This is a genomic window from Phyllobacterium brassicacearum (assembly GCF_003010955.1).
In the GTDB taxonomy this organism is placed as follows: domain Bacteria; phylum Pseudomonadota; class Alphaproteobacteria; order Rhizobiales; family Rhizobiaceae; genus Phyllobacterium; species Phyllobacterium brassicacearum.
Window position 1 is genome coordinate 176,372 of sequence record NZ_PGGO01000007.1, and the last position, 24,069, is coordinate 200,440.

22 protein-coding genes and 1 pseudogene are annotated in these 24,069 nt (G+C 57.7%); 14 read left to right on the forward strand and 9 right to left on the reverse strand.

The features are described from left to right. The first annotated feature begins 638 nt into the window (after nucleotides 1–638). The 3 genes from CU102_RS11420 to CU102_RS11430 all read left to right on the forward strand — a co-directional run bounded on the left by CU102_RS11420 (nucleotide 639) and on the right by CU102_RS11430 (nucleotide 4,285). The gene (locus tag CU102_RS11420; RefSeq protein ID WP_208113811.1) at nucleotides 639–968 is read left to right on the forward strand and encodes a helix-turn-helix domain-containing protein; all 330 of its coding nucleotides are present in this window, start codon (nucleotides 639–641) and stop codon (nucleotides 966–968) included. Further along, nucleotides 943–2,199 (forward strand): type II toxin-antitoxin system HipA family toxin, encoded by a 1,257-nt coding sequence (locus tag CU102_RS11425; protein ID WP_106711317.1) that lies wholly within the window; start codon nucleotides 943–945, stop codon nucleotides 2,197–2,199. The genes CU102_RS11420 and CU102_RS11425 overlap by 26 nt, the downstream gene beginning before the upstream one ends. Nucleotides 2,200–2,656: 457 nt before the next feature. Next, a complete protein-coding gene (locus CU102_RS11430) occupies nucleotides 2,657–4,285 on the forward strand; it encodes an MFS transporter (RefSeq protein WP_106711219.1) in 1,629 nt (542 codons plus the stop codon). A 17-nt stretch (nucleotides 4,286–4,302) separates the two neighbouring features. Here CU102_RS11430 and CU102_RS11435 read toward each other — a convergent pair whose 3' ends face one another. The 5 genes from CU102_RS11435 to CU102_RS11455 form a co-directional block, all read right to left on the reverse strand. After that, on the reverse strand, nucleotides 4,303–4,740 hold the full coding sequence (locus CU102_RS11435; RefSeq protein ID WP_106711220.1) for a YybH family protein: 438 nt from the start codon (nucleotides 4,738–4,740) through the stop codon (nucleotides 4,303–4,305). Between the two features lie 15 nt (nucleotides 4,741–4,755). Beyond that, nucleotides 4,756–5,232 carry an SRPBCC family protein gene (locus tag CU102_RS11440; RefSeq protein ID WP_106711221.1) on the reverse strand — a complete coding sequence of 159 codons (477 nt, stop codon included), beginning with the start codon at nucleotides 5,230–5,232 and terminating at the stop codon, nucleotides 4,756–4,758. A gap of 90 nt (nucleotides 5,233–5,322) precedes the next feature. Continuing rightward, a complete protein-coding gene (locus tag CU102_RS11445) occupies nucleotides 5,323–6,564 on the reverse strand; it encodes an RNA polymerase sigma factor (RefSeq protein ID WP_106711222.1) in 1,242 nt (413 codons plus the stop codon). Further along, nucleotides 6,561–6,935 (reverse strand): YciI family protein, encoded by a 375-nt coding sequence (locus CU102_RS11450; protein WP_106711223.1) that lies wholly within the window; start codon nucleotides 6,933–6,935, stop codon nucleotides 6,561–6,563. The genes CU102_RS11445 and CU102_RS11450 overlap by 4 nt, the downstream gene beginning before the upstream one ends. A 141-nt stretch (nucleotides 6,936–7,076) precedes the next feature. After that, nucleotides 7,077–7,394 (reverse strand): SH3 domain-containing protein, encoded by a 318-nt coding sequence (locus tag CU102_RS11455; RefSeq protein WP_106711224.1) that lies wholly within the window; start codon nucleotides 7,392–7,394, stop codon nucleotides 7,077–7,079. 804 nt (nucleotides 7,395–8,198) lie between these two features. On the opposite strand from CU102_RS11455, the pseudogene CU102_RS31110 reads away from it, so the two are divergent. The 5 genes and pseudogenes from CU102_RS31110 to CU102_RS11475 all read left to right on the forward strand — a co-directional run. After that, nucleotides 8,199–8,735, forward strand: a pseudogene (locus CU102_RS31110) (DUF2865 domain-containing protein); the annotation flags it as partial. Between the two features lie 3 nt (nucleotides 8,736–8,738). Then, on the forward strand, nucleotides 8,739–9,038 hold the full coding sequence (locus CU102_RS31115; RefSeq protein WP_245425302.1) for a hypothetical protein: 300 nt from the start codon (nucleotides 8,739–8,741) through the stop codon (nucleotides 9,036–9,038). Nucleotides 9,039–9,084: 46 nt separating this feature from the next. Further along, nucleotides 9,085–9,861 (forward strand): trans-aconitate 2-methyltransferase, encoded by a 777-nt coding sequence (gene tam / locus CU102_RS11465; RefSeq protein WP_106711226.1) that lies wholly within the window; start codon nucleotides 9,085–9,087, stop codon nucleotides 9,859–9,861. Nucleotides 9,862–10,151: 290 nt separating this feature from the next. Continuing rightward, nucleotides 10,152–11,444, forward strand: coding sequence for an NCS2 family permease (locus CU102_RS11470; protein ID WP_106711227.1), 1,293 nt, complete (start codon nucleotides 10,152–10,154; stop codon nucleotides 11,442–11,444). 104 nt (nucleotides 11,445–11,548) lie between these two features. Further along, nucleotides 11,549–12,154, forward strand: a complete 606-nt coding sequence (locus tag CU102_RS11475; protein WP_166648381.1) for a deaminase — start codon at nucleotides 11,549–11,551, stop codon at nucleotides 12,152–12,154. 63 nt (nucleotides 12,155–12,217) lie between these two features. On the opposite strand, the gene CU102_RS11480 is transcribed toward CU102_RS11475, so the two are convergent. The 3 genes from CU102_RS11480 to puuE are packed head-to-tail and all read right to left on the reverse strand — an operon-like array spanning nucleotide 12,218 to nucleotide 15,148. Next, on the reverse strand, nucleotides 12,218–12,703 hold the full coding sequence (locus CU102_RS11480) for an ureidoglycolate lyase (protein WP_106711228.1): 486 nt from the start codon (nucleotides 12,701–12,703) through the stop codon (nucleotides 12,218–12,220). Nucleotides 12,704–12,706: 3 nt separating this feature from the next. Beyond that, nucleotides 12,707–13,720 carry an allantoicase gene (alc, locus tag CU102_RS11485; protein ID WP_106711229.1) on the reverse strand — a complete coding sequence of 338 codons (1,014 nt, stop codon included), beginning with the start codon at nucleotides 13,718–13,720 and terminating at the stop codon, nucleotides 12,707–12,709. Between the two features lie 9 nt (nucleotides 13,721–13,729). Beyond that, nucleotides 13,730–15,148, reverse strand: coding sequence for an allantoinase PuuE (puuE, locus tag CU102_RS11490; RefSeq protein WP_106711230.1), 1,419 nt, complete (start codon nucleotides 15,146–15,148; stop codon nucleotides 13,730–13,732). Between the two features lie 183 nt (nucleotides 15,149–15,331). On the opposite strand from puuE, the gene uraH reads away from it, so the two are divergent. Genes uraH through xdhC form a run of 4 tightly spaced genes read left to right on the forward strand, consistent with a single transcriptional unit; the run spans nucleotide 15,332 to nucleotide 20,396 of the window. Continuing rightward, nucleotides 15,332–15,703: a hydroxyisourate hydrolase gene (gene uraH, locus CU102_RS11495; RefSeq protein WP_106711231.1), complete on the forward strand. Its 372-nt coding sequence runs from the start codon at nucleotides 15,332–15,334 to the stop codon at nucleotides 15,701–15,703. Nucleotides 15,704–15,708: 5 nt separating this feature from the next. Next, nucleotides 15,709–17,190: a xanthine dehydrogenase small subunit gene (xdhA, locus tag CU102_RS11500; protein WP_106711232.1), complete on the forward strand. Its 1,482-nt coding sequence runs from the start codon at nucleotides 15,709–15,711 to the stop codon at nucleotides 17,188–17,190. A 10-nt stretch (nucleotides 17,191–17,200) separates the two neighbouring features. Continuing rightward, the gene (gene xdhB / locus CU102_RS11505) at nucleotides 17,201–19,531 is read left to right on the forward strand and encodes a xanthine dehydrogenase molybdopterin binding subunit (protein ID WP_106711233.1); all 2,331 of its coding nucleotides are present in this window, start codon (nucleotides 17,201–17,203) and stop codon (nucleotides 19,529–19,531) included. Between the two features lie 7 nt (nucleotides 19,532–19,538). Then, the gene (gene xdhC / locus CU102_RS11510; RefSeq protein WP_106711234.1) at nucleotides 19,539–20,396 is read left to right on the forward strand and encodes a xanthine dehydrogenase accessory protein XdhC; all 858 of its coding nucleotides are present in this window, start codon (nucleotides 19,539–19,541) and stop codon (nucleotides 20,394–20,396) included. Nucleotides 20,397–20,398: 2 nt separating this feature from the next. Here the strand turns inward: xdhC and CU102_RS11515 are convergent, their stop codons facing one another. Then, complete coding sequence (locus CU102_RS11515; RefSeq protein WP_106711235.1) at nucleotides 20,399–21,313, reverse strand: LysR family transcriptional regulator; 915 nt, start codon at nucleotides 21,311–21,313, stop codon at nucleotides 20,399–20,401. 134 nt (nucleotides 21,314–21,447) lie between these two features. Between CU102_RS11515 and CU102_RS11520 the strand changes: the two genes are divergently transcribed. Then, nucleotides 21,448–22,689, forward strand: coding sequence for a urate hydroxylase PuuD (locus CU102_RS11520; protein ID WP_106711236.1), 1,242 nt, complete (start codon nucleotides 21,448–21,450; stop codon nucleotides 22,687–22,689). Further along, entirely contained in the window at nucleotides 22,686–24,044 is a 1,359-nt protein-coding gene (gene guaD / locus CU102_RS11525; RefSeq protein ID WP_106711237.1) for a guanine deaminase, read from the forward strand. Before CU102_RS11520 ends, guaD begins: the two co-directional genes overlap by 4 nt. The last annotated feature ends 25 nt before the right edge of the window (nucleotides 24,045–24,069 follow it).

The following is a 24,069-nucleotide window of genomic DNA, read 5'->3' on the forward strand; positions in this document are numbered from 1 at the left end:
TCAGTGCGTGTGACAGCTCTATGCGAGGAACGCTTCAATCATCGCGTTGGCTGTCGACCCGAACTTGTGATGCCACCCACGATCGCAACGACTGAGGCTGCGCCTTTCAATGCGCAGCGGGTCGCCGGTGGTCCCTGGGTCGACGGATAGCATTTCGAGGTTGCAAATAGAACTCTACGCGCAACCACGACGGTCCATGCGCAACTATCAATGCAGCCGGTGCCGAGGCTCAATGGCATCGGTTTTCTAAGCGCGATATGGTTTGATGACGGTACTTTTAGACGCAGCGTCGGGTGCGTTGTCGGAGGCCGCGAGGTCTAAAAATCGCCCGACTGACCCGATAGCTGGCGAAACCTCAAAAAAATTTCGCGGCGATTTTCCCTTACAATCAAAAAGCGTAACTTTTTGACGTGCCCGGTGCCGGAGTTTTTTTGCCGCCAGATCCAGCAGATAATCGAGGTCGATATCGAACCAGAGCTCAGGTAGGTTTCGAATGCAGGATTTTGATCTCTTTGCATATCATTGTTATTATGCATGATATCTAAACAGATCATTTAGAGGTTGACTTTACGCGTTCGATGAGATACCTTAGAGACCTTTGCATATCATATCGGATGATCATGTATCGTATGAGTATCATGATAGGGTCTGAATCGGAAATTTTGTGTGAACTCGGTGATATCCTCAGGCATGCGAGGCTGGCTGCCGCCATGACGCAGGAACAGGTCGCTGATTTGGCAGGCATATCTCGCCCCCGATATCGCGACATCGAAAAGGGAACCGCGGCGGCGCGTGCGACGACGCTGATGAATGTCGCTCGCGCGCTCGGTCTGGAAATGATGCTGGTTCCGCAAGTCATGGTGCCGGCTGTCCAGGCTCTGTTACGTCCGCATAGTGACGACGACCTACCCGCCTTTGTTTCTCAACCTGACGATGATGATCATGGCCCCAGTCTTTCACGCACCTAAGACGATCCCGTCACTGGACGTGCTCTTGAGCACGCTGAAGGTCGGAACGATCGTCAGGACACCGGGTGATTTCGTCGCGTTCAACCTCAATGAGGCTTATCGCGCGACAGGCGGCTTTCCGGTTCTTAGCCTGTCGTTCCGGGCAGCGACGGGAGGATTGCGGAAAGATCCGAAGCCTCTGGCCGGCGCCTTGCCAGCTTTCTTCGCAAACCTCCTTCCGGAGGAGAAGCTGCGCGAGGCGATGGAAAAGCACCACGGCGCCAATGTGCGGCCGGGCAATGATTTCGATCTGCTGGCGGCGCTTGGCACCGATCTGCCGGGGGCAGTGCGGGTCGTGCCCAGTGACGGGGCGATAGCGGTTGCGCAGGATGCTTCAAAGGACAAGCCCAAGGCTCGATTTTCACTTGCCGGCGTGCAGATGAAGCTGTCGGTCATGAAGAATACGGGAAAAGGCGGCGGCCTGACCTTGCCGATGGACGACGAGCAGGGCCGGTACATCGCCAAGTTTCCTTCCATCGCGTTTCCGGGCGTTTCCGAGAACGAATTTGCTAACCTCGCGCTGGCCGCAGCGATAGGTATGGAGGTTCCTGAACGCGAGCTGGTCGAGAAGTCCGATTTCGACGGCATTCCCGAGGAATTCGACACGTTGTCGGAAGGCAAGGTGCTTCTCGTCAAACGCTTCGATCGCGACGCTGAGGGAGATAGGATTCACATCGAGGATTTCGCGCAGGTCTTCGGCGTCTATCCCTCGCGCAAATATGAGGGCGCCGCTTATCACGACATTGCCTCGGCTCTTGGCGTGGCCGTGTCGCCTACAGCGGCACTCGAATTCGTCCGCCGCCTGGCGTTGACTGTCATCACCGGCAATGGCGATATGCACCTGAAGAACTGGTCGTTGATCTATCCCGGAAACGGCGACAGGCCGGCGCTTGCACCAATCTACGACGCCCTGTCGACCGTGCCATACATTCGCGCCGACGCCATGGCACTTTCGCTTGGAGGAGAGCGTTCGTTCAAGGCGCTAACCGCACCGCGATGGAAGGCATTTGCAAACCGTGCAAGGCTTCCGGAGCCGGCCGTCCTGAAGATAGTGGTCGAGGCCGTCGAACTCGTCAACGAGCACTGGTGGCAACTGCCTGAGCGTGACGTTGTTCCGGCGAAAGTGCTCGATCGGATCGATGAGCATGTAAAAGCAATGACACCGATACTGAGTTCCTGCTCCAAAAAGTAAGCCAAAAATGAAAACAACTTTGGGCAAATTGACGTGCTCCCCGTCTTTGGGCCATCCGGAGCTGGAATTTTCCGGGGTCATGACTCATGCCGGCGGACGAGCACTCTAAGGGGCGCGTAGGCGACGCATGTGTTGCTCGGACAAGGGCAACCCCGGTGCCGATGCTCCCAAGCGGAACGAACCGGATCAAAAGTCGCCGGACAGGCGGTCTTCGTATCGCACCACTCCTACCCCAAAGAGACGCTTCGATAACCGCCGTCTTCCCAACCATTCAATGGTCAGACGCGAAAGCGGGCGTGGCAAGTAGGCGCAGTGCAGACCGCATCATATTCACACCCACGGTTCCTTAAGATTGAAAACGTAAGTTGAATGAAACAGGTTCTGGCATTCCGGATCGGCTCGCTTATAACGGGGATTCTATCCATGCCCGCCTTGCCCCAACAGGAAAGTTGATGAGGTGACAGACCGAAAATCGCCACTCGCTCCGTTCAAGCACGAGACCTTCCGCACCATCTGGATTGCCAGCCTATCCTCGAATTTCGGTTCCCTGATCCAGGCGGTCGGCGCGGCCTGGATGATGACGACCATTTCGAATTCTGTCGATATGGTCGCCCTGGTGCAGGCCTCGACTGCTCTGCCCATAATGCTCTTTTCCCTCCTCTCCGGGGCACTGGCAGATAATTTCAACCGGCGCAGGGTCATGCTGATCGCGCAGTTCTTTATGGTCTCCATCTCTGTACTGCTGACGGTCTGCGCCTACTTCGGCCTCATCACGCCATGGCTGCTGCTGACGTTCACCTTTCTCCTCGGTTGCGGAACGGCGTTGAACAACCCCTCATGGCAGGCCTCCGTCGGCGACATGGTTCCACGCGACGACCTTCCCGCAGCGGTGGCCCTCAACAGCATGGGATTCAACATCACCCGTAGCGTTGGTCCGGCCATCGGCGGTTTGATCGTTGCCGTGGCTGGCGCTGCCGCCGCCTTTGCGGTCAATGCTGTCAGTTACCTCGCTCTGATTTTCGCGCTGCTTCGCTGGCAGCCCAAGTATGACCCGAACCCGTTGCCGCGCGAAACGCTCGGACGCGCCGTATCGGCAGGCCTGCGCTACGTGGCGATGTCGCCAAACATCGGCAAAGTGATCTTTCGCGGCTTTGTATTCGGTCTTTCTGCCAGCGCGGTGCTGGCGCTGCTGCCCCTGGTCGCACGCGACCTCGTCGGGGGCGGGCCGCTGGTTTACGGCACCATGCTTGGTTCGTTCGGCATCGGCGCCATTGGTGGCGCACTTCTAAGCGCGCGGCTGCGGGAATTCCTGTCGAGCGAATCCATTGTGCGTATTGCCTTCGCCGGATTTGCCATCAGTGCCGCGATTGCAGCATTGAGCCGGAACGTTTGGCCAACGAACGCTGCTCTCCTTTCTGCCGGTGCCTGCTGGGTGCTTGCTCTGTCACTGTTCAACGTGACAGTACAGCTTTCTACCCCACGTTGGGTGGTTGGCCGCGCCCTGTCTCTGTACCAGACGACGACTTTTGGCGGCATCGCCGGCGGCAGCTGGATATGGGGTCTGGCAGCCGCAGAATATGGCGCGGACAAAGCGTTGCTTGCCTCAAGCGCGGTCATGCTTTTCGGTGCTGTGATCGGACTTCGTTACGCGCTTCCAGAGTTCAAGACGCTCAATCTCGACCCGCTCAACCGGTTCAGCGAGCCGCTGCTTGCGCTGGATCTGAAACCGCGAAGCGGACCAATCGTCATCATGATCGACTACATTATTGCCGAAGAGGACGTGCCTGAATTCCTCGCAGCCATGGCAGCGCGGCGACGTGTGCGCATTCGCGACGGGGCAGGGCACTGGGCACTGATGCGCGATCTCGAGAACCCCGAGATCTGGACCGAGAGCTATCACACGCCGACCTGGGTCGAATATGTGCGCCACAATCAGCGCAGGACACAGGCCGATGCTGCGATCGGCGACCGGATCCGTGAACTCCATCGCGGTGTCACCGATCCACGGGTGCATCGCATGATCGAGCGGCAGACCATCCTGCCGCACGATATCGCCGCTCACAAGACGCCGATTGACATGTCGTAGGTCTCGCCATGGGGCGCTTAAGGCGTCAGATCGAACGCGCCTTTAAAACTGCCGTCCATGTAAAACGGTACCGAGGTGTGCACATGGGCGATGCGCCATGTGCCAGCTTGCCTGATCAGGCCGAGCGTCTGCCGGAACCAGAGATCGACCTCGTATCCGTCCGTCTTGGTGCCGGTCATGCGCACGAGGCTCCTTGCAAAGGCAACGTCGCCTCCGACGCTGATCTGAACATCTCTTGCCTCGCCACCGATAGGGCCCTTCCAGGTGGCAAACCACGCTTCCAGGTCCTCGGCGTCCTTGCCCTCGTATTGCAATGGCGGGGCAAGGGTGAACTGAACCACGTCATCGGTCAGATGGGATTTGGCTCTCGCCGCATCCTTGTCGCAAATCGCTTTCGCCCAGCCTTCAATCGCCGTAGCGACAGCTGCCTTCTCGTCGATCGTTGCGCTTGTCATCACAATTTTCTCCCGTCAAAGCTTCGAAGCAAGGGCTTCAAGCTGGTCGGTGCACTTCCCCCAGCCTGCGTGGAACCCCATTTTCTCGTGGGTTTCGCGATCGGCGGCGGTCCAATGACGGACGAGTGCCGTGTATTTGGTTTTTCCACCATGTTCCTCGAACGTCAGGATCACCGTCATGAACGGCTTTTCGGACGGCTCCCAAGCCTTTGTAAAGGCGTCCGTTACGACGATCCGCTCATTCTGCACCACATCGAGGTAGACGCCCCGATTGGGAAATTCATTGCCATCGGGTCCGCGCATGACGATGAGATTTGCGCCGCCAACACGCACGTCGAGTTCCGCATGCGGTGTGGTATAGGGCAGGGGTGCGAACCATTGCTTCAACAGTTCGGCGTCCGTCCATGCCCTGAAGACTTTCTGGCGCGGCGCGTCGATGATGCGGGTCAGGACGAGATCGCGGTCGGAATTAGGGGTTGTATCAAAGCTCATTGGTGTTCTCCTGGTGTGATCATTTCTGCACCAAGGACGAACTGGCGAGTGCCGATCCGACACAGCCACGCATAATTTTTTGTTGAGGGTTCAGTGCTGCGCAAGCCTGTCGAGGTGCGTGCGAATGTGGGCTGCTTCGGCCGCCGTATTTGCGAGGGAAATGGCGCGGTTGAAGGCCTCGCGCGCCTCGTCGGCACGGCCGATTTTCATCAGCAAGTTGCCTTTGACGCCGAAATAATGGAAATAACCGGAAAGCCGGTCTTCCAATGGCTCGATCATCGCCAGAGCTTCTGCAGGGCCTCGCACTTTTGCCACTGCGACGGCGCGGTTGAGCGTGATTACTGGCGATGGCGTCAGCCGCTCCAGTGCAGAATAGAGCAGATCGATCTCCACCCAATCGGTATCCTCGGCGCGCAAGGCGCGCGCATGCAGCGCGGCGATTGCCGCCTGGATCTGGTATGGTCCGGGGCGCCTGTGGCGCACGGCCTTGTCGATCAGGGCAAGGCCCTCATTGATCATCTTGCGGTTCCAGAGGCTCCGGTCCTGGTCCTCAAGCAATATCACCGATCCCTCCGCGTCAAAACGAGCGGCGGCACGGGCGTTCTGCAGGAGCATGAGGGCGGTCAACCCCATGATTTCCGGCTCGGTAGGAAATATTCGCAGCAGCAACCGCGCCAGTCTTATCGCCTCGTCGCACAGGGGAAGGCGGGCCTGCTGCTCGCCGGCGGCGGCCGAGTATCCTTCGTTGAAGATCAGATAAACCATCGCTACGACGGCAGCGAGCCTTTCCGTCCGCTCGATGGCGTCCGGTGTCTCGAACGGTATTCCGCCGGCCCCGATACGGCTCTTCGCACGCGTAATTCGTTGTTCCATGGCGCTCTCGCCGACGAGGAAGGCGCGCGCGATCTGCCTGACGGAAAGCCCCGATACGATGCGTAGCGCCAGGGGGATCTGTTGTGTGGCCGGTAGATCGGGGTGACAGCAAATGAACAGAAGCCGCAGGATGTCGTCGCGGTAATCGGAGCCGTCGATCTTCTCAACGATCGCCGTCTCGGTGTCCTCAAGATCGGACAGCACTTCCTCCGGCGGCAAGGGTTGCTGCTTGGCCTGGCGTCGCACCCCGTCGATTGCGCTGTTGCGGCCGACGAAAATCAGCCAGGCAGTTGGATCCCGGGGCGGCCCGTTCTTTGGCCAGTTCTTCAACGCACGGAGGCACGCCTCCTGAAAGGCTTCCTCGGCAATATCCAGATTGCGGAAATAACGAAGCAGTGCACCGACCGCCTGCGGGCGGGCGGCGGTGAGTGCTGCTTCGATCCAGGCGGATTCGCTCATGGGAAACTCGATCCCGGCCTGAAAATGCCGATCGGCCTGATTTCATAAGAACCAGTCCCGGGGTTGGCGCGCGCGAGATCACGCGCTGTATCAATGGCTTCGTCCAGGGACGCGCATTCGACGACGTAGAACCCGAGGAGCTGCTCTTTGGTCTCGGCGAAGGGGCCGTCGATGATGATGGGGTCTTCTCTGCTCTTCCTGAGCGTCGTTGCTGCTGTGGTTGGAAGCAGACGCGCGACGGGACCGAGCCGTCCCTGCTCCCTGAGCTTGTCCTGGACAACGGCAAGGCGCGCCATCACGGCGTCATCCTCCTCCTTGCTCCAGGAACCAACAACGTCTTCTGGATTATAGCAAAGTATGGCGTATAGCATTCGGATCGACCTCCTCACATAAAGACGATCCAGTATGGCTAATCCCGACACGGGGTCGAGAAAAATTATGGATTTCCGGAACTTCGAGCAACAGGAGGCCATGCGAGGTCAATGCCTCCTGTGGTCCTTAACGTCGAAGTATTACCGGCAAGGGTAACCCGGAGCGATTCTGCAGGTTGGGCGCGGCCGGTAGTAGGGAGGCCGTGGGCGGTAAGGAGGCCGACCGCAATATGGCGGGCGTACGACGACTGTCGGTCGGACGACGATCGTTGGACCCACGGCAACGGAGCGTTCAAGGTAATTGGCCGAGAGCCATCCCCGCATCCCTTGATAACCAATCCGGCACCAGTTTGACTGACACGTCAGAACATTGACCCGGAGTTCGGGCGCCAGGGTCGCGACACGGCCATAGGTTGTTCCCGCCCGATACGATGGATTGCAATTGCGATCAGAAGTGATTTTTCAATTATTGTCTAGTCAATTTAGAATAGTTTGATTAATGTATTCACTATAGTCGAGAGTTTTTGGGAAATGCCGTCTGTATATTTCCCTAGAATAATCGTCATTTTCTATAGTTTGCTGTCGTACGCTCGAATTAAGTTGCTTGTATGTCACTATAAAATACGCAATATGCAACTACAGCGCGCGAAGTACTTGCGAATAATCTTAAAATAAAGTCACATCATTCACAAATATTACATGAAGCGCTAGCAATTAGCATTAATATGATAAATAATAAATTAGGATTACATTACGTCAAAAAAGAATTAATCTATGTGATGGAGGAGATACGAACTTGAGGCTGGCAGAAATGTCAGGATTTTGCTCCGACCAGTAAAGCTTTGATCCAATTCCTCGTGGAGCAACCTCTTGGAGGATGCTGTAGCTATGCGCGTCGTTCTTGTTTCTCGAGTATCCGTCGTGGTCGGGTTGCTGTTGGCAATGGCACCCATCGAGGTGAATAGAGTTCATGCTGCGTCAAACACGTGCGACTCGTTGAGGAAGCAACTTGTAGCTGTATCAAGCGGTCGGGACGTTTCGCAGAGATCCAGCCGAAGCGCCCAGCAACAGTCGTTGCAATTACAGCAGATGCGGGCAACAGCAAGCAAGGCAGGTTGCGGTGGTTTTCTCTTTTCGCGCGGCGATCCGGCCTTGTGCAAACGTTATGCTCAAAGCATCGAACGAATGTCCGCGAGGGTTGCAAGGCAGCAGGCCACAAGCGACCGGACGCGGGGACCGTCCCGCCAGCAGATTCTCGCATCAATGAACGCAAACGGTTGCAATGGCAGCATATCCGCACGCAACAGCGACGAGCCCTCCAACGTCCGGCGCAAATCGCTCTTTGAGGTTCTCTTTGGCGATCGGGACCCTTCACCCTCATTGGTAGCGAGACGGCCGGTTGACGAACGTTCGGCACAACGCAACAACCGTCTATCGGCTCCTGATACTCTAGCTACGACTTACGAAGGAAGCGATCCGGGCGGGAACGTCATCGTCAAAAAGGGCGGATACCGCACGCTTTGTGTACGCACTTGCGACGGTTATTACTTCCCGATTTCGTTTTCGAGCCAACCGCGTAATTTCCCGCGTGACCAGAATGCCTGTACCGCCATGTGCCCAAACGGGAACGCGCAGCTGTATTATCATGCGGTGCCGGAACAGGAATCGGACGATATGATATCAGTTGCCGACAAGAAGCCGTACAGCGAATTGCCGAGTGCATTCAACTATCGGACTGTTGGCCTCAGATCAGTGCCGGGTTGCAGCTGTCACCGCCAGCCGAGCCCTATGTCGGAGCAATTGATGTCCGATCGCCAATCACAATCATCCGGCACAACAGCCCTCGCCGAGGAGGGCACGGATCCTGGCATGGTTGCGGCTGTTCCCATGAATGAACCTGCTCAAGGGGACGTCGATGACGCACCGGCAGAGTCGCGAGACGTGAGGATGGTCGGACCGGCATTCTTCCCGGTTGAAACGAAAGTGACCGACTTCAAAGCCCCGCCACCCGTGATGGAAGACAAGCGGAGCACGACGGGCATACTCACTCCGGAAAATATTGTCAGAACGATCACATCGGATATTCTGAGGCGAATCCAATAACGGGTTAGCTTTGAGTATCGCCTGTTCGAGGGCGTGAGAGAACGACATGACAAAGCCAGTGTGGTCTCCGGAACAGTATCTTAAATTTGAAGATGAACGCACCCGCCCGGCAAGCGACCTTCTATCCGCAGTTCCCAGCAGGGACATGAAATTTGCTGTCGATCTCGGCTGTGGCCCGGGCAATTCGACGGAGCTGATTTCGCAACGGTTTCCGCAGGCTGTTGTTCAAGGGATCGATTCATCGGCGGAGATGATCAAAGAGGCAAAAGCCCGGCTGCCAGAGTGCGATTTTGCAACGGCCGATATCGATAGCTGGCAACCGCATCAAAACGCTGATCTTCTATACGCCAATGCTGTCATGCAATGGCTGCCGGATCATGTGCGGCTGTTTCCAAAATTGATGGGGTTCCTCAATACGGGCGGATCATTGGCGATACAGATGCCGGACAATCTCAAGGAACCAACGCATGCGGCAATGCGCGAAGTGGCCCGGGATGAAATGTGGGCCGCCAAAATGGCGAAGGCAGCCTCCTCCCGTTCCCAGGTAGGCGACGCTTCGTTTTATTTTGAACTGCTGCGATCTCATGGCCGGCGTGTCGACATCTGGCGGACTACCTACCACCATCCCTTGCAGGGGCTCGATGGTATTGTCGAGTGGTTCAAGGGTTCGGGCCTCCGTCCCTATCTTTCAGTACTTGACGCCGACGAACGTTCGCTGTTTCTTGAAAAATACAAGGATTGTCTCGCACGATCTTACCGACCTTTGCACGATGGCATCGTGCTCCTGCCATTTCCGCGCATTTTCATTGTAGCGACCAGGTAATACGAACGTTTATTGACCTACCCGGGTTTGTTTGCCGTCTTCAAAAGTCAATAAAATATTGAAGGTGTTTCGCGAATGAATGCGGAATGGGTGCCTAGCATCGCCGAAGCGAAAGACGCACAATCAAATATGCAGTGGCGACACTGAAGAGCTGACTGGCATGCGGAGGAGTGTGTGCCCGTCATCTCTTGATTGGAGAATTATCGAAAACTCAAAACCGGATGCCTGCGAAATCGCGTTTGTAACGCCCGCGGCAACGTAAGACTTAGGCTTTGCCAAGGGGAGGAACTATGTTCGAAAAGCTGTTCAAGCTTAGCGACCACAACACATCCGTACGCACAGAGGTGTTGGCCGGACTGACGACATTCCTGACGATGTCGTACATCATTTTTGTCAATCCAGAGATTTTGTCATCCACGGGCATGGATCGAAATGCCGTGTTTGTCGCAACCTGTATCGCCGCAGCGCTCGGGTCGGCCGTGATGGCGATGGTGGCCAATTGGCCCATCGGCATGGCGCCTGGGATGGGCCTCAACGCCTTCTTCGCCTTCACTGTTGTGGCAGCGATGGGTTTCACCTGGCAGCAGGCGCTCGGCGCCGTGTTCATCTCGGGCTGCATCTTTCTGCTGCTCACGGTAACGGGTGTTCGAAGTTGGCTAGTCTCAGGGATCCCCAAATCGCTGCGCAGCGCAATTGCAGCCGGTATCGGCCTTTTCCTTGCATTCATTGCCCTGAAAACTTCCGGTATTATAGTCGCCAATCCCGCGACATTTGTCGGGCTGGGCAATCTCGGCAGCACGGGCACCTTGCTGGCAATTCTGGGCTTTTTCGTTATTGCCGCGCTTGACGCTCTCAAGATACGCGGGTCGATCCTGATCGGCATATTGATTGTTACGGTACTCTCCGTGCTCTTGGGCGTCAGCGAATTCAAAGGCATTTTCTCTGCGCCGCCAAGCCTGGCACCTACCTTCCTGCAACTCGATATCATGGGCACTCTGCATACCGGACTTCTGCAAGTCATCCTGGTATTCGTGCTGGTTGAAGTCTTTGACGCGACCGGTACGTTGATCGGCGTGAGCAAGCGAGCCGGTTTGATCCAGGAGGGAAAGCCGAACAATCTTGGCCGCGCATTGTTCGCTGACAGCACGGCGATTGTAGCTGGCTCCCTGCTCGGCACCAGCAGCACCACAGCCTACGTGGAAAGTGCGTCCGGCGTTCAGGCGGGCGGTCGCACGGGTTTGACTGCCCTGACCATCGCTGTCCTCTTTCTGGCAGCACTGTTCATTGCTCCGCTGGCGGCGTCCGTGCCCGGTTATGCAACCGCTCCGGCATTGCTCTATGTCGCTGGCCTTATGATGCATGAGCTTGTCGATATCGAGTGGAGCGACGTTACTGAATCGACTCCTGCGGCTCTGACAGCGCTGATGATCCCGTTCACCTATTCGATCGCCAATGGTCTGGCGTTCGGCTTCATCAGCTATGTAGTGCTGAAGACATTGACGGGCCGGGTAAGTGCTATCCATCCCGCTACATGGCTCGTTGCAATCCTGTTCGTCATCCGGTTTGCAATGTTCCCAGCTTAACAGGTCCTGAACCTAAGGCGACGGCAGGAGACGGATGCGGCACTTGAGCCGCATCCGACTTATCTGCTCCAATCAGAATTTTCCGTAATGAGAAAGCCCAAAACATGACACAGCAATGCTCCCCGACGATCCTTCTCGATGCGCTGCTTGACGCGATGGAGGATCAGATCATTCCCATGACCGAAAAAGGCGTTGCCGCCGGCAACAAGATCTTTGGTGCCGCGGTGCTTCGCAAATCCGATCTGTCGGTCGTTCTGGCTGAAACCAACAATGAAACCGAAAACCCGCTCTGGCACGGCGAAGTGCACACGTTGAAGCGGTTCTACGAGGTGGATGAAGGCAAGCGTCCGGATCCGCGCGAGCTGATCTTCCTGTCGACGCACGAACCCTGTTCCATGTGTCTCTCTGCAATCACCTGGGCAGGCTTTGACAATTTCTATTACTTTTTCAGCCATGAGGATTCACGCGACGCATTCGCGATCCCGCACGATCTCAAAATACTCAAGGAAGTCTTCACGCTGGAGCCGGGCGGCTACAACCGGGAGAACGCCTTCTGGAAGAGCTACTCCATCCACAAGATGATTGCGGAGCTTCCGGAACCGGATCGGGAAAGGCTGCAAAAGCGCGCGGCTGCAATCAGTACGAAATATGCCGAACTCTCAGAGCAGTATCAGGCCAGCAAGGACAAGAACTCAATTCCCCTGAACTGAAAGTTCCAACGCACAAAAAGGCCGCCCTTCCAGAAGAGGGGCGGCCCTTTTTTGTGTCGGGAGTTAGCGGATCAGAAACGCCTCGCGATAGAAATGCTCCTGCAGATTGACGCCATCGCCGCCACGGTCGATGACGACGAAGTCAGACTCGCCCTCAAGCGGCGTTAGAATGCCGTGCCAGACATTGCGATGAATGTTCACGCCCTGGCCCGGTTGCGTCAGAAAGGCGACAGGGTCGCTTGGGCCATCCGGCTGATCGTGAGCGGCCACAACGAGAAACGGATTGCCTGACACGGGAACGAAAGCCTGACTGCCGAAAGGATGCCGTTCGACCAGTTCAAGCTTGAGCGGCAGTTCGTAAGGCTTGCCGCGCAGCAGGCTGATCAAGGTACGGGCGTTGTCTCCCGTTGTTTCGACCTTGGCAAGGTCGTGGTAACGCACGCACATGCCGTGGTTGATCGGAAAGCTGTGCGCGCCTTCAATTTCGATGACATCGCCGAAAGGCCGGAAGGCCTCCCGGGTCAAAGGTTGGATCGTGATCTCGCGCATGATCTATCCGCGCGCAATCTTGCCGAACAGTCGCACCCGGCTGACCCCGCCATCGGGATAGATGTTGAAGCGGGCGTGGGTCACTGCGCCATTCTGCCTGATCTGGTTCTGGCCATATTCATGAATCGTGTCGGCGACAAGCTTCTGCTGCGGCAGGATTTCTTCCCAGAACATGGAGGAGGCCACGACCAGTTCATCGAGACTTTCACCGGCGTCGCCAAGATCGGCGACCTGGATCGAGCAGGCATCCGGATAGTTGCCCTTGAAGTGCGCCGTATCGACGATCGCGCTCTCGATGGTGCCGCGTGCCGCGAGTTTGACGATGATCCAGTCATTGCCGGGTTCACGGCGCCGGCGGGTTTCCCAGCCGTCACCCATATTGACGCCGCGGCCGGGTGCAAGCAGACGCTGGTGGCCATAATGGGCGTTGGACATGGCAACGATGCGGCCACCGAGCAGCGACGAGGCGAGATCAACCGCGGAGCCGTTGATGGTGCTTGTGTCGAGTGAAGGCTGGCCATACACGCGCAGGCGCGCAACACCGCCATCCGGATGAATGTGCAGGCGGACATGGGTCCAGACATCATTGGATGCGCAAGTGAAGAAGTGATGCGCGCTCGGCCCCAACTGGCTCAAGCCGAGTACTTCCGTCCATTTCGTCGTCTCGTCCGGTTCACTCGTGGAATTGCACGCGTCGATCCGGCAGGCCGGCGGATAATTGCCGGTGAAGTGGGCTGTATCAACATCGAAACCGGCGATCGTTCCGGGTGCGGCGAACTGGATGATTGCGTAGTCATGTCCGTTGCTGCGGCGACGGCGTGTCTCCCAGCCGTCCATCCACTTGCCGTGATCATCAAACTTCTCGGGGTAGAAAACAGCGGGCGCGTCGTTCAGCATCCGCTCCAGCGGGGCAAAGAATTCGTCGGTCGCAAAGAGCGGCCTGGCGCCCAATCCGGCCGAGGCGAGATTGATCGAGTTCCTTGCAAATGCGGGCAGCTCTTCTACAAGATTTGACATTTTGGCTCCTCAGTTTGGCAGCATGTCCTGAAGCCGGAGAAGAGCGATCCTCTCCACCTGCTGGCACGCTGTATTGAATTCGGTCGGGCGGTCATTGGCGATGCGCGTCTTGAATGCCGCCACGATTTCGTCCTTGCTGCGGCCCTTGACCGCGATGATGAATGGAAATCCGAATGTCTCGACGTAGCGCGCATTGAGTGTCGTGAACTGTTCACGCTCACTGTCGGTCAGGGCATCGAGGCCAGCAGAAGCCTGCTCCAGGGTTGAGCTTTCCGTCAGGCGCTTGGCCTGAGCCAGTTTGCCGGCGAGATCCGGGTGGGCATTCAACACGCCGAGCCGTTCGCCTTCGGAAGCACTGCGAAATACGGCGGTCAGCGCCGCATGGAGGCCGGTCGCGGTGTCGTTTGCGGCGGAAAGCTCTGAGCCGAAGGCGCGCCCGGCGATCCAGTCGGAATGTTCGAAGACACCGCCGAAGCGCTCAACGAATGCCTCTTCATCGAGTGCTGACGGGCGCGCTTCGCGTGCTTCGTATGGCTGGTGCTCTGCCCAGTGGCGGGCGATGTCGATGCGGCGGGCAAGCCAGACTTTTTGGTGGCTTTGCACGTAGTCGATGAACCGCGCAAGGGCCGCGACGCGTCCGGGCCGGCCGACGAGACGGCAATGCAGACCAATGCTCATCATTTTCGGCGAACCGGCTTCGCCTTCGGCATAAAGTGTGTCGAAGCTGTCCTTCAGGTAGGAAAAGAACTGGTCGCCGGCATTGAACCCTTGCGGGGTAGCGAACCGCATGTCGTTGGCATCGAGTGTGTATGGAACAACAAGCTGCTGTCTGCCGCCGAACTCGTGCCAATACGGCAGGTCGTCGGCATAGGAATCTGAGACGTAATCGAAGCCGCCTTCCTCTGTGACGAGATCGACAGTGTTCACCGAGCACCGGCCGGTGTACCAGCCACGCGGACGTTCGCCGGTAACGGCAGTGTGGATGCGGATCGCCTCGAGCATATGCTCGCGTTCAGCTTCTGCACTGTAGTCCTTGTAGTCGATCCATTTCAGACCGTGGGATGCAATCTCCCAATTCGCGTCGAGCATGGCGCGTACCTGGGCGGGTGATCGCTGCAGCGCCGTTGCCACACCATAAACCGTTACCGGCACGCCCTTCGCAGTTAAGAGGCGATGCAGCCGCCAGAAGCCGGCTCGCGCACCAAACTCGTAGATTGATTCCATATTCCAGTGGCGCTGACCTGGCCAGGCCCGTGCGCCGACGATTTCCGAGAGAAACGCCTCGGAAGCCGCGTCGCAGTGCAAAACACAGTTTTCGCCGCCTTCCTCATAATTGACGACAAACTGAACGGCGATGCGAGCGCCGTCCGGCCAATCGGCCTGTGGCGGGGTTGATCCATAGCCATGCATGTCCCGGGGATATCTCATGAATGCCGTCCCTCCTTAGACGGGGTGCTCAGTGATCCCCTTGAATAATCAATAAATACCCGGGGCATTCCCCTAGAAAATTTTGAAAGTCCTGTAATCAGCCGCCGCCTACCCGCGGACCGTCTCAACAGGCAAATTGAGCGATGGAAAACTGAAAGTACTCCGCGGGAGGGAGGAACACCTATGAGCCTTCACAGTGAAGCAGCCGGCCGCCTGACGACCCATGTACTCGATACGGCCAGCGGCAAGCCCGCCGCGAAGCTGCGGATTGATCTGTTCCGCATCGATGGCGATCGCCTCATGCCGCTGCACAGCACGCATACCAATGATGATGGACGCTGCAACCATCCGCTCTTGACAGGTGCGGAGATGCGCTCGGGTGCCTATGAACTGCGCTTCCACGTGGGTGAATACTTCGGCAATCAGCAGGCGAACGGCCAGACACCGTTCCTCGACGTGGTTCCGATCCGCTTCGGCATCGATGACGAGAACGTCCATTACCACGTGCCGCTGCTCGTCGCTCCCTTCGGCTATTCAACCTATCGCGGGAGCTGATCCATATGGAAATCCAAATCCGCAACAGCGTCCGGTTCCTGCTCAACGACAAGGTCGTCGAGCGTACGGATGTTTCCCCGACAGAAACGCTTCTCGATTTTCTCCGGCTGACACGCAAATTGCGCGGTACCAAGGAAGGATGTGCAGAGGGCGATTGTGGCGCTTGCACAGTACTCGTTGGCCGCCTTTTCAATGACCGGCTGAAATATGAATCGGTCAACGCCTGCATCCGCTTTGTTGGTTCACTGGATGGTTGCCACGTCGTGACGGTTGAAGCTCTGGCCGGATCGGATGGAACGTTGCATCCGGTGCAGCAGGCGATGGTTGATACCCATGCCTCGCAGTGCGGTTTCTGCACGCCCGGCTTCGTCATGTCGTTATACGGTTTGTGGATGCAGAATCCGAAACCGAATATCCAGGAAATCGAGAAGGCTCTGCAGGGTAATCTCTGTCGTTGCACCGGCTATGCCGCAATAATCCGGGCCGCGGAAAGCGTGTCCGCCATCGGCGATCTGAACAAGGATCCACTCGTCACTGAACGGACTCGTGTTACCGGGCAACTGCTTGCGTTGAAAGATGGCAAGCGTGTTGTCCTCGGTGAGGGGAAGCAACAGCTTGTGCTTCCCGCCAATGGCGATGATTTCGCGGACGTGCTGGAATGCAATCCGGGCGCCACGATTGTTGCGGGCTCGACGGATGTCGGTCTCTGGGTGACGAAATTCATGCGCGAGATCGGACCGGTCGTTTTCCTGTCGCATCTCGACGAGTTGCGGCTGATAACCGAGGGCGATGACGGCCTGACTATCGGTGCAGGTGTAAGCTACACAGAGGCCTATCCGGTCATCATTCGCCATTTCCCACAGTTGACGGAGCTCTGGAACCGAATTGGCGGTGAGCAGGTCCGCAACATGGGGACCGTCGGCGGCAATGTCGCCAATGGTTCGCCAATCGGCGACACGCCTCCGGCCCTGATTGGACTTGGAGCGACTGTCATCTTGCGCAAAGGCAAGACCCGGAGATCTGTGCGGATCGAGAATTACTTCATCGAATACGGGAAACAGGATCGTGTACCGGGTGAATTCGTCGAGGCGATCCATATCCCTTATCTTGGCGCCGACGATCTTTACGGCGTCTACAAGATTTCCAAGCGGCTGGACGAAGACATTTCGTCCGTCTGCGGCGCATTCCGTGTCGTTCTCGATGAACGGGGCACGGTAAAGGATGCCGTCATCGCCTTTGGCGGGATGGCCGGAACGCCGAAGCGGGCCAGTGCGGTCGAACAGGCCCTGAAGGGCTCGGTCTGGGACGAGGGCGCGATTGAAACGGCGACGGCAGCATTTTCCGAAGATTTCACGCCACTGAGCGATTGGCGCGCATCCGCGGATTATCGCCTGTTGGTCGCGAAGAACCTGCTGCGGCGTTTCTTTCTTGAAACTGGCGGTGAAAAGCCTGTGCGGTTGAACCGCTATGAAGCGGCATTTGGGTGAGGGGCGCGCAATGAATTCAATTCAGCCAATTGCCCTTATTCGCGGTGGCGTCCACGAAAAGCAGCCGCACGAGTCGGGCCACAAACATGTATCCGGCACGGCCGAGTACATCGATGACATGCCGGAACCATCCGACACGCTGCATGCCTACCTCGGCCTGTCGCAGCGTGCGCACGCCGAAATCGTATCCATTGATTTTGAGGCAGTAAAGTCGTGCGCCGGCGTTGTCGGCGTCCTGACAGTAGACGATATCCCCGGCCACAACGACGTGAGCCCCGCGGGCAAACATGACGATCCCGTGTTTGCCATCGGCAAGGTTGAATTCCACGGCCAGCCGATCTTCGCGGTAATTGCGGAAACGCGTCAGATCGCACGTGAAGCGGCCGCCAAAGTCAAAATTGAATACCGCGATCTTGATCATGTCACCGATGTGCTGGAAGCCGCAAAGGCCAACTATCCGCTGGTGATCGATCCGCTGAAACTGGAGCGCGGTGATATCACCGCTGGTCTCGCTGGCGCGAAGAACCGTCTGAGCGGTGAGATGCGCATTGGCGGGCAGGATCACTTTTACCTCGAAGGTCACATCGCCTTTGCCATCCCCGGCGAGGATGACGAGGTGACGGTCTTTTCGTCGACCCAGCATCCGAGCGAAACCCAGCATATGGTCGGACATGTCCTGGGCGTTCCCTCCAATGCCGTGACGGTCAACGTACGGCGCATGGGCGGTGGCTTCGGCGGCAAGGAAACCCAGGCTAATCTCTTTGCTGCGGTTGCGGCCATTGCCGCCAAGAAATATCGCCGGGCCGTGAAGATCAGGCCCGATCGCGACGATGACATGGTTGCAACGGGCAAGCGCCACGACTTTCACGTCGCCTACGAACTGGGCTTCGACGACGAGGGGCGCATTGAAGCTGTCGACGCCACATTCTCGGCGCGCTGCGGTTTCTCGGCAGACCTTTCCGGTCCGGTGACGGACCGCGCCCTCTTCCATGCCGACAATTGCTACTTCTATCCCAATGTTCGGCTACGTTCGCGGCCACTGAAAACCAACACCGTTTCCAACACCGCCTTTCGCGGTTTCGGTGGGCCGCAAGGCATGGTCGGCGGCGAGCGGATGATTGAGGAGATCGCCTATGCGCTTGGCAAGGATCCGTTGGAAATCCGCAAGGCCAATTTCTATGGCGGCGAAGGCCGCAATCTTACGCCGTATCACCAGACAGTCGAAGACAATATCATCCCGCAAATCATTGCGGAGCTTGAAGCGACATCTGACTATGCGGCGCGGCGTGAGGCAATTATCAACTTCAATCGCCACAGCCGGACCATCAAGCGAGGCATAGCGCTGACGCCGGTGAAGTTCGGTATCTCCTTCACCAAGACCGAATACAATCAGGCCGGCGCGCTGGTTCATGTCTACACCGATGGTTCGATCCACCTCAACCACGGTGGAACCGAGATGGGACAGGGGCTCTACACGAAGGTAGCGCAGGTCGTCGCCGATGAGTTCCAGGTCGATCTCGACCGGATCAAGGTGACCGCAACGACGACGGCAAAGGTTCCAAATACCTCCGCCACGGCTGCTTCCTCGGGTTCCGATCTCAACGGCATGGCCGCAGCCAACGCGGCGCAACAGATCAAGGCGCGCCTCGTTCGGTTTGCCGTTGAGCACTACGGTGTTGCCAAGGAACAGGTTTTCTTTGAACCCAATGCGGTGCGGGTGGGCGATCGGCTCATTCCATTTCCCGAATTCATCAAGTCGGCCTATGGCGCGCGCGTCCAGCTTTCGGCGGCGGGTTTCTACAAGACACCGAAAATCCACTGGAGCCGGGCAGAGGGCAGGGGCCGTCCGTTCTACTACTTCGCCTATGGCGCTTCGGTGTCCGAGGTCAGCATAGACACGCTGACCGGCGAATATCAGGTCGACCGGACGGATGTTCTCCATGATGTTGGCAAGTCGTTGAACCCGGCGCTTGATCTGGGCCAGGTTGAAGGTGCGTTCGTGCAGGGCATGGGTTGGCTGACGACGGAAGAATTGTGGTGGGATTCCAAGGGGCGGCTGCGCACGCACGCGCCGTCGACATACAAGATCCCGCTGGCATCGGATCGCCCGCGCACGTTTAACGTCAATCTCGCGAGCTGGTCGGTAAACCGTGAGGAAACGATCCGCCGCTCCAAGGCCGTGGGTGAGCCGCCATTCATGCTGGCGATCTCCGTGCTGGAGGCGATTTCCATGGCAGTCGCCAGCGTCGCCGACTATCGCATCGCGCCACGCCTCGACGCGCCGGCAACACCCGAACGCGTGCTGATGGCGATCGAGCGGTTGAAGTCCTCGAGGGAGTGATCTTGCCATGCCAACGAACCGCGACGATATCAGGGATTTTCTGAATCGACGGAAGCAGGTCGTGCTGGTCGAGGTGAAGGCGGCAGACGGGTCCACGCCGCGCGAGGCCGGCGCCTGGATGCTTGTGGCCGAGGATTGCATTTTCGGTACCATCGGTGGCGGGCAACTCGAGTTCATGGCGATCGACCATGCGCGCAGGTCCTTGAACAGCAGCACCGATGCCCGAGAGATGACCATACCTCTCGGTCCGGAAATCGGACAGTGCTGCGGGGGGCGCGTTGGCTTACGTTTCAAGCGTGTTGACCGAGGTGTTGCCATGACATTGATCGAGAAGGTCGATCTCGAAATCGCTAGGCGGCCGCATGTCTATATCTTTGGGGCGGGGCACGTCGGCGATGCTCTGGCTATGGCGCTGTCGCTTGTGCCGGTGCGGATTATCCTCGTGGATACCCGTGAACACGAGCTTTCCGCAACGCAGGTGCCAGGCATCGAGACCTGCCTCACAGCCATGCCGGAAGCGGTCGTCAGGGATGCACCAACGGGCAGTGCATTTGTCGTCCTGACGCATGACCATGCGCTTGATTTCCTGATTACCGCCGAAGCGCTCGGCAGGGATGATGCATCCTATGTCGGAATGATCGGCTCGAAGACGAAGCGGGCGACGTTCCGCAATTGGCTGACGCGTGAGGTCGGTCGGCCGGAGACTTTTGACAGGCTGGTCTGTCCCGTCGGTGGAACTGCCGTCAAGGACAAGCGGCCTTGTGTGATCGCCGCTCTTGCCGCCGCTGAAATCATGACCGCCGCACTCAATCATCGATCCAAGCCAGTGGCCGCGATCAAGGAGCGCAAGCGCATTCCTGCTTGATGCTATTGCAGCATTGCACTGACCAGGCGCTGGCATCGCTCGGTCATGAAGTCGATCATCAGCCGGACTTTCGGATCCTGGAAACGCTTGTGCGGATAGATTGCTGCGAGCTGGATACTGGCCGGAGGGGTATCTTCGAGGATCGCTCGCAGCGTTCCTTCATTGAAATGGCTTTTGACCTCAAACAGCGGTTTGTTGATGATACCGCGGGCTTCGAGTGCCCACTGGGTCAACACATCCCCATCATCAGAGTCGTAAGGACCGCTGACTTCGAGCTTCTTTGGGCCGTCCGGCATCTGCAGCGTCCAGAAATATTCCTTGGAGCCGGGATAGCGCAGAAGCAGGCAGTCATGGCGTTCGGAGATCAGTTCGTCCGGTGTCGCTGGCGTTCCGCGTCGTTCCAGGTAATCCGGCGACGCGCATATCACCCGCTGACAATTCATGATGCCGCGCATGCGCAGATTTGAATCTTCGAGAATGCCAAGCTTGAAGGCAACGTCGACGCCTTCGCTCATGATATCGATATTATGGTCGGACAATCGCAACCGCACTTCGATATCCGGATACTTGTCATGGAATTCCGGAATGCCCGATGCGATCAGCCGTCGGCCGATGCCAAGCGGCGCGGTGATGCGGATCGCGCCCTTCGGCTTCTTCGCAAGATCGGCAATCGCCGCCTCGGCCTCATTGATCGCCTCGATGATCTTCACAGCGCCCTCATAGAACACGCGGCCATGTTCGGTCGGGGTGAGCTTGCGGGTTGTCCGATTGAAAAGGCGAACGCCCAGATGGCGTTCCAGCTCCTTGATGCGATTGCTGGCGACGGCCGGAGAGGCGCGCTGATCGCGTCCGGCGGCGGAGAGGTTCCCGAGTTCGACAACGCGAACGAAAACACGAAGATTATCAAGGTATGACATGGTTTCGCTTAACCGCTTACACTGTCTGATGATCTAGCATTTTAAAGTTTTTTTTGAAAGAGATGGGCGGATTAGCCTGTTTCCCCTTTGCATAGGCTTTGGCACATACTCCCTGCAATACAAGGGAGAGCCGCATGTACGAATTTGCCATAGCCTGGGACTGGATGAACTTTGCCGTCCGCTGGTTGCATGTCATCACGGGCATAGCCTGGATCGGGTCGTCTTTCTACTTCGTCGCGCTCGACCTCGGTCTGCGCCAGCGCCCGGGCCTTCCGGTTGGAGCCTATGGCGAAGAGTGGCAGGTCCACGGCGGCGGTTTCTATCATATCCAGAAGTATCTTGTGGCACCCGAGCAGATGCCGGAACACCTGACCTGGTTCAAATGGGAATCCTACGCCACATGGCTCTCGGGCTTTGCCATGCTCTGCATTGTCTACTATGCAGGCGCCGATCTCTATCTGATCGATCCGCATGTGCTTGACGTGTCGCGGCCAGTGGCCATCGCGATTTCGCTCGCATCGATCTTTGGTGGCTGGATCATCTATGACACGATCTGCAAGTCGCCGCTCGGCAGAAACGACACGCAGCTGATGGTGCTGCTTTACTTCGTGCTGGTCGGCATGGCGTGGGGCTATACGCAGCTCTTCACTGGGCGGGCAGCGTTTCTTCATCTTGGCGCATTCACAGCGACTATCATGTCGGCCAACGTGTTCATGATCATCATCCCGAACCAGAAAAAGGTCGTTGCCGACCTTATCGCAGGAAAGGTTCCGGATCCCGCACTGGGCAAGCAGGCCAAGCAGCGTTCGACCCACAACAATTATCTGACCCTGCCAGTTCTGTTCCTGATGTTGTCGAACCACTATCCGCTTGCGTTCGGCACACAATACAACTGGATCATTGCCTCGCTGGTGTTCCTGATGGGCGTCACGATCCGCCATTGGTTCAATACGCGGCACGCTCGCAAGGGCGATCCTACCTGGACATGGCTGGTCACGGCGATCCTCTTCATCGTCATCATGTGGCTGTCGACGGTACCGAAGATCCTGTCGGGCGAAGGCGCAGAGGAGAAAGTGTCGGCAGTCCAGCAGCCATTCATCTCGGCGGAAGCCTTCCCCAAGGTGAAGGACACCATCCTCGGACGCTGCTCGATGTGCCATGCCAAGGAACCCGGCTGGGAGGGCATCATCGCGCCCCCCAAGGGTGTCGTGCTTGAAACCGACAGCGAGATCGCGGGGCATGCTCGCGAGATCTATCTACAGGCCGGACGCTCACATGCAATGCCGCCGGCGAATGTCAGCGGCATTACCGACGAGGAGCGGCGCCTGCTCACCAGCTGGTATGAGACCACAGTTCAGGGAGGAACAGTCCAATGAGCAAATTGCTTCTGCGCGGCCGCGTGCTGACTTTCGTCGACGAGCCAAAGAGCATCGACGATCAGTCGGCCTATAGCTATTTCGAGGATGGCGCGGTGCTGGTCGAGAACGGCAAGGTTGTCGAAACCGGAGAATATGCGGCGCTCGCTGCCATTACCGGACCTCGGGTTGAGGTCGTGGATCACCGTCCTCACCTGATCCTGCCCGGCTTCATCGACACCCATCTGCATTTCCCGCAGACGCAGGCGATCGCTTCCTATGGCGCGCAGCTCATGGAATGGCTGAACACCTATATTTTCGTCGAGGAGCAGAAATTTTTGTCTACGGCGCATGCCGATTTCATCGCCGGCCGCTTCATGGACGAGCTGTTGCGCAACGGCACGACATCCGCCGCTGCCTACTGTTCCGTTCACCGCGAAAGCGTCGACGCGTATTTTTCGGCCGCTGAAAAGCGCAACATGCTGATGATCGGCGGCAAGGTGATGATGGACCGTAACGCACCGGATGCGCTCCGGGATACGCCGCAGACCGGATATGACGACACCAGGGCGTTGATTGCCAAGTGGCATGGCCGCGGACGCGCGCGTTATGCAATCAGCCCGCGGTTTGCCATTACCTCCACGCCTGAGCAAATGGAAGTGAGCCGGACGCTGGTGCGCGAACATCCCGAATGTTACGTGCAGACACACCTGTCGGAAAACAAGGACGAGATCGCCTTCGCTACATCACTCTATCCTTCGGCGAAGGATTATACCGACATTTACGCAAGCTATGACCTGCTCGGATCCAGGACACTGCTCGGTCACTGCATCTTCCTCTCGGACCGGGAAATATCGGCTCTGGCTGAGGCGAGGTCAGTCGCTGTCTTTTGTCCGACTTCCAATCTCTTCCTCGGCAGCGGGCTCTTCGATCGTGATCGCTTCCACAAGCTCGGTGCTCGCACTTCCGTCGCGACCGATGTCGGCGGCGGAACCAGCTTCTCCATGCTTGAGACCATGAGCGAGGCCTACAAGGTGTTGCACGTGCAAGGGCAGCGGCTGTCGCCATTCGCGTCCTATTACATGATGACCCTTGGCAATGCTCGCGCGCTTGGTCTTGAGGATCGTATCGGCTCGTTGCATGCGGGTGCTGATGCCGACATCACCATTCTCGATAGCCGTGCCAAGCCGGCGATGGAACTGCGCATGCGCACGGCAACGACGCTGGCCGAAGAACTCTTCATCCTCCAGACCATGGGTGACGACCGATCGGTAGCGGAAGTCTATGTTGCCGGCAAGCCGATGAAGAGCGGCCTCGATAAACCGCAGGCGGCAAATGTGTGGCCAAGGTCCATCCCGGAACTGCAGACTGCCTGAAACAACATAAAGGGGAGCATTGCTC